The following is a 10,396-nucleotide window of genomic DNA, read 5'->3' as shown; positions in this document are numbered from 1 at the left end:
TAATCAAGGACTACAACCTATAGTTAGTTTGAATTTAGGAAGAAAAGATTACAAAAAAATAAGAAAAGTATTTAAAATAGCTATAATAACAGTAATTATAAGTAGTTTGCTTTTTTATTTAGTTATTAATATATTTACAATTGATATAATTAAGGCTTTTATTAATGAAAAAGTAGCAATAAATTTAACAAAGAGATCAATGAAAATATATAGTTTATCTTATTTATTAAGTGGAATTAATATTCTAATAGCAGGATATTTCACATCTATAAATAAAGCAAAACAAGCTAGTATAATTACAGCACTAAGGGGCATTATTTTAATAATTGTTTTAATATATATATTACCATTAGTTTTTGGAGAGTTAGGTCTTTGGTTAACAGTTCCAATTTCAGAAACAATAACATTAATAATATCACTTATATTTTTAAAAAGATTTAAAGTTGGAGAGGAAAATAATGAAAAAAACAAACGCTATGAGAGAATTAGAGAAATCTAAAATAAATTATGAAGGAATTGAATATAAAGTTAATGAAGAATATTTAGGAGCTATTCATGTTGCATCTCAAACAGGAACAGATATAACTAAAGTATTTAAAACGTTAGCAACAGTTAATGAAAAAAATGAATTAATAATAGCTTGTATTCCTGGAAGTGATGAGATAGATTTAAAGAAACTTGCCACTATATCAGGAAATAAAAAAATAGAAATGTTAGAAATGAAAAAATTACAAGAAAGAACAGGATATATAAGGGGAGGATGTTCACCTTTAGGAATAAAAAAGAGACATGAATCATATATTCACGAAAGTGCTCTTACAAAAGATTATATATATATAAGTGCAGGTCAAAAAGGGTTACAAATAAAAATAGTTCCTAAAGATTTAATAAATTATTTAAAGATGAATATTGGAAATATTATAAATTAAAGAATAATAAAGACAGAGCGAATTCAATTGCTCTGTCTTTATTTTAATATATCTTTATATTGATTAAGATTTTTATTAAACATCTTTTTTGCGTAGGAACAGATAGGTGTAACAGTTAGGTTGTTTTCTCTTACAAATTTAATAAATTCTTTAAAAATTAAAATTCCTAAATTTCTTCCTCTAAATTCTTGTGAAATCCAAATAGAATCTAGAGAGATATTATCTCTATCAATATATGAAAAAATTAATTCACCTATAATTTCATCTTTTTCAATAACAAATTTATTTTTATTTTTGGATTTAAAAATGTTCATAAGAGACCTCCTAAATAATAATATATTATATGTTTTTACATATAAAAAAAGAAAATTCTTTTATTATTTTTTAATTTATTTTAAAAATAACAATTATAGTTATAAAACCGTACAACTGCTAGGAAACATGCAATTTCAAACCAGTATTTTTTTTGAATGAAACGTACTTTTTTTAGACAAAAAATTGTTTCGAAATTTGACATGCCATATTTAGAATGTTATAATATATATGATATACAAAAAATTAATATTTTACAGGAGGATTTTATGAGTTTAAAAAAAGGAAGAATAGGCGCCAGTGGCATAATTGATAGAAGAACAAAAATTTTAAATCTGTTAAATTTAAAAGAGAATAAAATATTCTATATATCATTTTTAATTATTTTTGCTATTTTATCAATTATTGCATTTAATAAAACAGGATTTGAAATGACCATGAATTCAATGTTAGATTCAATTATAACAAATTTTGGATTTTTATATTTAATAATTGTTTTGGTAATTGCTATGTTTTGTTTATTTTTATGTTGTAGTAGATTTGGAGATATTAGATTAGGACCAGATCATTCAAGACCAGAGTATTCAACAGTTTCTTGGTTTTCTATGTTGTTTTCAGCTGGGATGGGTGTTGGATTAGTATTCTTTGGAGTGGCAGAACCGTTATCACATTATGTTAATCCAACAAATGGAATAACTAGCGGAAGTAAGGAAGCAATAGATTTTGCATTTAGAACATCATTTTTTCATTGGGGAATACATCCTTGGGCAATTTATAGTTTTTTAGCATTGGGAATGGCTTATTTTCAATTTAGAAGAAATGAAAAAGGATTAATAAGTTCATTATTTTCCCCATTATTAAAAAATAATAAATATAAAGAACAAATAAAAATGGTAATTGATACAATAGCTATTTTAGCGACAATAACAGGAGTAGCAACAACGCTTGGTTTAGGATCATTACAAATAAATAGTGGACATAATTATTTATTTGGAGTTCCTAAAAATTTTATAACACAAGTTGTAATAATTTTAGTAGTAACAGTTGTTTTTATTTATTCAGCATTGGGATCTTTGGATAAAGGAATAAAAACACTTTCTAATTTAAATGTTTTAATTGCAGTATTATTATTATTAGTTGTAATAGCATTTGGTCCTACAGTAAAAATATTTAATGTTTTTTCTGAGAATTTAGGTAGTTATTTAAATAATTTTTTAAAATTGAGTTTAAAAACAAATAGTTTTGGAGATAAAACTTGGATGTCATCATGGACAATTTTTTATTGGTCAAACTGGGTTGCATGGACTCCTTTTGTAGGAACATTTATAGCTAGAATTTCAAAAGGAAGAACAATAAGAGAGTTTATAATTGGAGTTATTATAGTTCCATCATTAGTTTCTTTTATATGGTTTTCAGCATTTGGAACTCTAGGAATAAGTTTAGGATTAGACGTAGCAAAAGAAGCTATTCAGCATACAGAAACAGCCTTATTTGTAGTATTTGGTAGTTATAAATTTGGAGCGATAATGAGTGGTGTAGCTATAATGTTATTGGCTTCATTCTTTGTAACTTCAGCGGATTCAGCAACATATGTTTTAGGAATGATGAGTTCTGATGGCAATTTAAATCCACCAAAATATAAAAAATTTATATGGGGGATTTCACAATCAGCACTAGCAATTGCCTTAATTTCAGCTGGAGGATTAGAGATGTTGAAAACAGCATCAATAATAATAGCCTTTCCACTGTTATTACTTTTTCCAATAATGATGTTTTCATTATTTGTATCTTTAAAAACAGATATAGTTATAAAGAAAAGGAATCTTTTAAAAACAAAAATAAAATCTCTTTCATTAGATGAAATAGATCAAATAACAGATATGATAAAAGATTAATAAAAGGAATTTTTAAAATTATTTGAATATATATACATAGCCAAAAAAAACATTGTTTTCAGGAGGGATAAATGGGATATAAAAAGTCATTTTCAGAAGCAGAGTTAAAGTATTGGAGTGAATATAAAGTAAAGATAGGAAAAAGTGAAAGCATGAAAGAGACAAAAAAAATATTTTCTATGGTAATAGCTGATTTTGTAAAAGAGATTGAACCTGAATTAAATCCAGTATATAATGAATTTGATGGAGATTTTCAATTAGATGTTAAAGAAACAAAAGGATACAAGGTTTCTAAAAAAATAGATGATAGCCCATATTATAGGAATTTAGTTGAATTTTCAGATCTGCCTTCTATTATAGAGAAGTATGCAGAGATGGGCATAAATAAAATAATACGTCAAAGTAAAAATCAAGAAAATACAAATGGTAAAAAAATAATACATTAAAAGTAAAGGATGAGGTTTAATCTCATCCTTTTTTAGTTAAGTATAATATTTACTATTGATTCTATTAATATGCAATGAACTAATGCTAAGGCTGGAATTTTCCCTTCTATATGAGGAGCAAAGGTAACTTGGACTTTATTTAGTTCATAACCAATATTGGAAAGAGATTTTTTTGAGGAAGCTTTTCCTAAATTAAATTCAAGTGCTGTAGTTTCAGGAATAAGTTCTAGTAAAATATATGAAAAATCTTTTTTAAATTGCAAAAAATTAATATTTTTAGGGAGAATAAATTCCAGGCTACTTCCTAAAGAGTCTTTTGTAATAATCATTTTTTGAATGGCAACTCTAATATATGCTTCATTTTTTTCACCAGCACTGATCCCTCCAATCTCTAAAGGCATTACATTAATATTATAATTTAATAATTTTTTATATAAAACACCAGCTAAGATTATACAAGAGTTAATATCTCCTAAAGTATAAAGAACAATAATGTCTTCGCCGGTAGTTTTTTCTTTATCAATTCCTTGTATAATATCAATCTCTTCCTCTGAATTTGGAGAAAATCCCTCCATTGTTCTTTGAGCTAAAGCTTTAATGAAATCTGAAGCTGTAATATTAATATTTTTTGGAAAATTTAAAATAGTTAATTTATTTCCATTTTCAATTTTTTCAATAATTATATTATTTCCAATTTGCATAGAAACCTCCTAATTTAGTATATAGATAGATTATACACTAAAAAACTAATATTCCAAATAAATGAAAGATAGAAAGTTAAAATTTAAATTTAGAAAATTCCTTTTGACATTGATCCCACGTTCCTATAACAATTATTCCCATTGATTCAACTTTCCAAAAATCTTCAGATATTTTTTTAAATTTCATAAAATCCACTCCTTTTATACAAAAATGTAGAATTCTTTTTTATTGTATTATACGTTATAGTAAAAAAAAAATCAATTCTTTTTACAAAATTGTATAAAATAAGGTATAATAATTTCATATATGAAAAGGAGGTAATAATGAAAACAAAATTTGGGAAATACTTAGAGAATTTCATGTTAAAAAGTAACTATACATTAGAATATATATCAAAAGAAACAGATGCCTCTATTTCAATAGTAGGGCATTATAGAAAGGGAATTAGAATTCCAAAAGATGAATTTGTAGAAAAATTTATAAAAAAATTTATTAGTATAGATAAAGAAAAAAATTATATAAGATATATTGTAGCTTATGATAGAACACCTGAGTTAATAAGAAAGGAGTTGGATAAAAAAATAGATAAAATAGAGGATAATATAATAAAACTTCCTTTTGTAGGAAAGGCTGCAGCTGGAAGAGGTTATGTTAATTTTAGTTCTGAAAATATTGGATTAAATGAAACGGTCTCATATTTAATTGAAGTGTCCGGAGATTCTATGTTTCCAACATTATGTGATGGAGATAATATAGTTGTTAATTCAGAAGTTAAGAACTTAGAAAATATTGATGGAAAAATATGTGTATTAACATATCATGATCAAACTTATGTAAAAAGGATTAAAGTAAAAGATAAAAAAATTATACTTAAGTCAGATAATAAGGAAAAATATAAGGATATTATAATAGAGGAAGAGCAATTAGAGTATTTAAAATTAGAGGGGCTAGTTACAAGCAGTATAAGAAAACATTAAAAAAGCTAAGGATTGAAACCTTAGCTTTTATTATTTAAATATTTTGTTGATTTAGCTAAAAATAGAAAAGGTATTAAAACTAAAGCAATTAATCCACTACCAATTAGAATATCATTTATTCCCATAATAGCAGACTGTTTAGTAATTTCCATATTAATCATTGCTAAATATTGACTAGAATGAGCTAACGCAGGATTTAAATTAGGGTTACTTGTATTTATAGCTGTACTCATAATTTCGTGATGGAAAGCTTTGAAGTGATTCCAAGCAGGAATAACTAAAGATGTTCCAAGACTACTACCAATATTTCTCATGAAATTGTATATACCAGAAGCACTTGCTAAATTTTCATCACTAATAGTAGAAAGGGTAAGTGTATTAAGAGATATAAAAAATATTCCTACACCAAAACCATTAAGGAATCTAGTAAAACCAATATATTCAGGAGTAATTTGAGGTGAATAATTAGAAGTAACAAAGGTAGCTAAAGCTAAAGCTAAAAATCCTAAAGCTGCTACTTTTCTTGCATCTAAGTGATCTATTTTTTTACCCAGTATAGGTGCTACGATCATTATTCCAAGTCCTAAGGTAGCTGTTGATCGTCCACTTAAAAAAGCTGTATATCCCATATAGTTTTGAAGCCATAGAGGGATTGCTACAACACCACTAAAGTATGCAAGTACAGAAAACATTAGAGAAAATGACCCAACACAGAAATTTCTATCTAAAAATAATCGAACATTAACTACAGGAGTTTTATGATACCATTCCCAAATAATAAGAATCCCTATAAATACAAAGGCCAAAATACCAAGAATCACAATAGTAGGACTAGAAAACCAATCTAAATCATTTCCCTTGTCTAACATAAGTTGTAAAGACCCAACACCAATGGCCAAAAATAGAAATCCTAATAAATCAATTGGTTCTTTAACTGTTTTTTCTTTTGAAATATCTTTTTTTAAAAAGTGATAAACAACAAAACTAGATAAAATTCCAAAAGGTAAATTAATATAGAAACACCATCTCCATGAAGCTGTATCTGTTATCCATCCACCAAGAATAGGACCTATAACAGGAGCAATAACAATAGTCATAGACCAAATTCCAAGAGCAACTCCTTTTTTATCTTTAGGATATAGTCTTAACATTAAAGTTTGAGATAGAGGAATCATACTTGCACCAACGATCCCTTGTATAACTCTCATTGCTAAAAGAGTTTCAAAGTTTGGACTAATTCCACAAAGCATACTAGCTAAAGTAAAAAGAAGAGTAGCTCCAAGGTACTGTTTAATAATTCCTAATCTTTTTGTTAACCAACCAATAAGTGGCAAAAATATTGCTTCAGCAACAGCATAAGAAGTAATAACCCATGTCCCTTGGTCTGGAGCAATAGCAAAATCACCAGCAATATGAGTTAAAGATACATTAACAATAGTCATATCTAAAACATTCATAAAGGAACCAATAGCTAAAGCAATGGTGGCAAAAATTATTGTTGGATTCATAATTAGCCTCCTTTATAAACTATTTTCTTTAATTATATTTTTAACAATTCCATCAAGTTGTTCATAATTAATTTTATATAAAGTTGAAGTTTGTTCTTGAGAGATTGTTGGTATTTTTTCTATCTTTTTTGTATTAATTTTAGTAGTAACACTTGTTCCTATAGGTAAAGTTCCATTTTTAATTAAACTATTTTTTGAAATTTCAATTCTAACAGGAACTCTTTGAACAATTTTAATCCAGTTACCAGTTGCATTTTGTGCTGGAATTAAAGAGAATGCACTACCAGAACCAGCAGAAATACCAGTCACTATTCCTTGATATATTTTTTTATTAAGATCACTTTTAATTTCAACAGGATTTCCAGGTTTGACATCTTTCAATTGAGTTTCTTTTAGGTTTGCATTGACCCAAATATTATTTAAATCAACAACAGTGAATAATTCCTGACCTGGTTTAATCTCTTGCCCTACACCGACACTTTTTTTAGCTATTGTTCCAGAAATAGGTGATGCTATTTTTGTTTTTTCTAAATCTAAATAAGATTTTTTGAAATTTTCAATAGCACTAGAAACCATTGGATGGGTATAAATATTTGTGCTATGAGCTTGAATTTTACTATTATTTAGATTAACAAGACTTTGTTCATAGGCATTTTTACTTTGTAAATATTTAAAATGTGTAGTGTCATAATTTTCTTTGCTTGTAATTCCAGCTTTAAAAGATTTTGAAATCCTATAGAATGTTTTTTTAGCTAAATTTAAATTTTCAAGAGCAGTAGAAACATTAGCTTCGTTTAATTTAACATTATTCTGCAGTATATAATATTTTCTAACAGCATTTCCAAGTTGTGCTTTAGCATTTGTTAATGCAATTTTATAATTTGAATTATCAATAGAAATAACAGTATTTCCCTTTGTGATTGCATATGTATTTTCTATATTTATTTTGTTAATAACACCACTTACTTGAGCAGTAATAGGAGTTTGGTTAGCTTTTATATATGAGTTTTCAGTTTCTTCATAACCATCAGCAAATAGGAAATAATAACCTAAATATAATATTCCAATAAAAATAATTGCTCCTAAAAATATAAATATTTTTTTTGTAGCCTCTTTTTTGTTTGTTGTTTCCATTTATTTCACCTCATTTTTATAATATCCACCAAGAGAATTAATTAGATTAATTTGATTTTGGTAAAGATTATATTTACTTTTAATATCTTTTAACTGTGCATCTAAAAAATTATTTTTAGAAATTAACAAATTCATTTTCGAGATATTTCCTAAATCAAATAGAATATTATTATTTTTATATATTTGATTAGAATTAATAAAGTTTTTATTATTTAATTCATTAGTATTATTAGCTAATTTAAGAGTCATTAAATTATTATTAATAGTTTGATATGCTTCAATAATATGAGAATTATAGTTTTCTATAAAAATATTTAAATCAGTTCCAGCTATTTTATAGTTTTGTTTTAGTGTATTTCTATTAAATAAAGGTAGATATAAACTTGGTCCAAAATTTAAAATTGTTGAATTAGCATCAATTAAATGTTCAATATTAAGGGCTTGGTATTCTATATTTCCAAGAATGGAGAATCTAGGATAAAAATCAGCTTTAATTGACTTTAATTTTTCTTTTTGAGATTTTATAATTGATAAATAATATTGAATATCAGGTCTATTTATGACAATATCTGAGTCTATATAATTTGGAGTATTAATAAGGTTATGAAATTTTAAATTATGATCGTTATCAATATTATTGAAAACACTATTAATAATAGGAGATTCAATACTACCATTTAAATTATTTAAAGAGTTTTTAATAATGTGTTTATTAATTTTAATTGTTGCAAGAGCAGATTTTATTTCTCTAGAATTATTTTCGGCAGTTAAAAGAGATTGCTCATCTGTTAAGCCAGTTTTATAGCTAAATTTTTGTAAGTTATAAATTTTATTTGCAATTTGTAATTTTTTATTTACAATATCTTCCTCTTTAGTTAATAGAATATATTTTCCATAAATATCAGCAACTGACACAGAGATATTTAAAGACACCCATCTGCTTTGTAAAACATTTGCAAGTTTTATATACTCACCCTGTTTTTCAAGAGCTTTAAATTTACCCCAAAGATCTAAAGTATAGCCTCCTTGAAGGGCGATATTTCCCTTATTAAGATTATTGCTATTTTTAAAATCTCTAATAGGTAGTTGAGTACTAATATGATTTTTTAAAATATGTGATCTACTTCCTGAAGCAGAAAGATCAAAGGATGACAAATTAGCTCTTTTTGCCATTAACAAGCTTGAATTAGCTTTATCAATGTTAAGTTTTGCAATTTTAATTTGACTATTATTTGATAAAATTTCATTGATAAGTGTGTTTAAATTATCATCTTTACTATTTTGCCACCAAAGATTAGAAGAAAAAAGAGTTTGATTGTTAGGTCTATTATTTTGAATAATAGTATTTATAGTATTTTCCTTGATATTAGGAACTCCTATACAACCAGAAAGACTAGCGGCTAAAAGTGTTATTAAAATGTATTTTTTCATACATTACCTCCTCACGTGGTAATAATTCTCATCTTATATTCTATCTTTTTTTTATGCAAAAGTTAATAAAATTAAATAAAACTAAGATTAAATTTTAAAATGAACTATTTAAGAACGACATATGTATATAAGAGTTCCGTAATTAATCAGAATTCTTATTAAAAAACAACTGTATTATAGATAGTGAAATTATTAACATAAAGTAACTAAAAAATAGACTTGAAGAAATAAATAAAATTATCCACATTAATAAAGAGATTCCACCTGCAATTAAAGCGTATGGAATTTGAGTAGAATAATGAGCGTCAAGTTTACAGTTACATGTTAAAGCACTAATAATTGTAGTATCACTTATTAAAGAACAATTATCTCCAAAAACACTTCCGCTAATAGTAGCTCCAATAAAAATTGAAATTTCATGAAGACCATATACCTCTCCAATAGAAAATGCTATAGGAATAAGTAGATAAAATGTTCCCCAACTAGTTCCAGAAGAAAAAGAGATGAACATAGAAAAAACAAAAATTAAAATAGGGAAAATTGAACTTGAAATATTATTCGCTTTAAGAAATGTAGTTATCTCATGATTAAAACCTAAAGTTTGAATAGAGTTTATCATTGCCCATGCTAAAATAAGTGTAAAAATACTTTTAAAGGTATTAATTAAATTTATTTTTAGATTTTTTTTAAATTCAGAGAAATCAATATATTTTCTAACTATAAAAAAATATATTAATGCTGACAATGTGATAGAGTAAGTCATATTCAAGGCTAAATTTGATAAATTAATAATTGAAAATAAAATTGTTAATAGAAAAAGAGATAATATACCTGATAAAAAAATAAAAGGATTAATTTCTTGTAAATTTTTAGATGTATTTTTATTTATTTTACTTTTATCAATATTATTTTCTAAAAGATGTTTTTCATAATTTTTCATTTTAAAGATATTAAAATTAAATAAAGCAACTAAAAATAAAACTCCTAAAACAGAAAAAGTAAAAAATTGATAAGGAATAAAAGTTAAAAATAAATTTAGAGGATTAACATCTTTAAATTTAG

11 protein-coding genes are annotated in these 10,396 nt (G+C 25.3%); 5 read left to right on the top strand and 6 right to left on the bottom strand.

All coding sequences use genetic code 11. The annotated features are described in order from the left end of the window. Both Q0V09_RS04255 and ybaK read left to right on the top strand, forming a co-directional pair. The coding region (locus tag Q0V09_RS04255; RefSeq protein WP_297487320.1) for an MATE family efflux transporter at window positions 1-499 on the top strand (499 nt) is incomplete at its 5' end. Next, a complete protein-coding gene (gene ybaK, locus Q0V09_RS04250) occupies window positions 459-929 on the top strand; it encodes a Cys-tRNA(Pro) deacylase (RefSeq protein ID WP_297406506.1) in 471 nt (156 codons plus the stop codon). The genes Q0V09_RS04255 and ybaK, both read left to right, overlap by 41 nt. A gap of 38 nt (window positions 930-967) precedes the next feature. Here ybaK and Q0V09_RS04245 read toward each other — a convergent pair whose 3' ends face one another. Beyond that, the gene (locus Q0V09_RS04245) at window positions 968-1,243 is read right to left on the bottom strand and encodes a GNAT family N-acetyltransferase (RefSeq protein WP_297406507.1); all 276 of its coding nucleotides are present in this window, start codon (window positions 1,241-1,243) and stop codon (window positions 968-970) included. 267 nt (window positions 1,244-1,510) lie between these two features. Between Q0V09_RS04245 and Q0V09_RS04240 the strand changes: the two genes are divergently transcribed. Together Q0V09_RS04240 and Q0V09_RS04235 are read left to right on the top strand one after the other, a co-directional pair. Then, window positions 1,511-3,136, top strand: coding sequence for a BCCT family transporter (locus Q0V09_RS04240; protein WP_297487318.1), 1,626 nt, complete (start codon window positions 1,511-1,513; stop codon window positions 3,134-3,136). A gap of 71 nt (window positions 3,137-3,207) precedes the next feature. After that, window positions 3,208-3,582: a hypothetical protein gene (locus Q0V09_RS04235; RefSeq protein WP_297406510.1), complete on the top strand. Its 375-nt coding sequence runs from the start codon at window positions 3,208-3,210 to the stop codon at window positions 3,580-3,582. Between the two features lie 32 nt (window positions 3,583-3,614). Here Q0V09_RS04235 and Q0V09_RS04230 read toward each other — a convergent pair whose 3' ends face one another. Continuing rightward, window positions 3,615-4,283, bottom strand: coding sequence for a hypothetical protein (locus Q0V09_RS04230; RefSeq protein ID WP_297406511.1), 669 nt, complete (start codon window positions 4,281-4,283; stop codon window positions 3,615-3,617). Between the two features lie 324 nt (window positions 4,284-4,607). Between Q0V09_RS04230 and Q0V09_RS04225 the strand changes: the two genes are divergently transcribed. After that, complete coding sequence (locus tag Q0V09_RS04225; protein WP_297487316.1) at window positions 4,608-5,261, top strand: S24 family peptidase; 654 nt, start codon at window positions 4,608-4,610, stop codon at window positions 5,259-5,261. Window positions 5,262-5,281: 20 nt separating this feature from the next. Here the strand turns inward: Q0V09_RS04225 and Q0V09_RS04220 are convergent, their stop codons facing one another. The 4 genes from Q0V09_RS04220 to Q0V09_RS04205 all read right to left on the bottom strand — a co-directional run. Then, window positions 5,282-6,769, bottom strand: coding sequence for a DHA2 family efflux MFS transporter permease subunit (locus Q0V09_RS04220; RefSeq protein WP_297487314.1), 1,488 nt, complete (start codon window positions 6,767-6,769; stop codon window positions 5,282-5,284). Window positions 6,770-6,781: 12 nt separating this feature from the next. Beyond that, on the bottom strand, window positions 6,782-7,903 hold the full coding sequence (locus Q0V09_RS04215) for an HlyD family secretion protein (RefSeq protein ID WP_297487312.1): 1,122 nt from the start codon (window positions 7,901-7,903) through the stop codon (window positions 6,782-6,784). After that, window positions 7,904-9,334 (bottom strand): TolC family protein, encoded by a 1,431-nt coding sequence (locus tag Q0V09_RS04210; protein ID WP_297406065.1) that lies wholly within the window; start codon window positions 9,332-9,334, stop codon window positions 7,904-7,906. A gap of 142 nt (window positions 9,335-9,476) precedes the next feature. Then, window positions 9,477-10,396, bottom strand: a 920-nt coding sequence (locus Q0V09_RS04205) for a Na+/H+ antiporter NhaC family protein (protein ID WP_297487310.1), incomplete at its 5' end; no start/stop codon positions are given.

This window comes from uncultured Cetobacterium sp. (assembly GCF_947039425.1).
Lineage (GTDB): Bacteria > Fusobacteriota > Fusobacteriia > Fusobacteriales > Fusobacteriaceae > Cetobacterium_A.
Note: the sequence above shows the minus strand (reverse complement) of the source record. Positions and strands in the feature narration are given on the sequence as shown.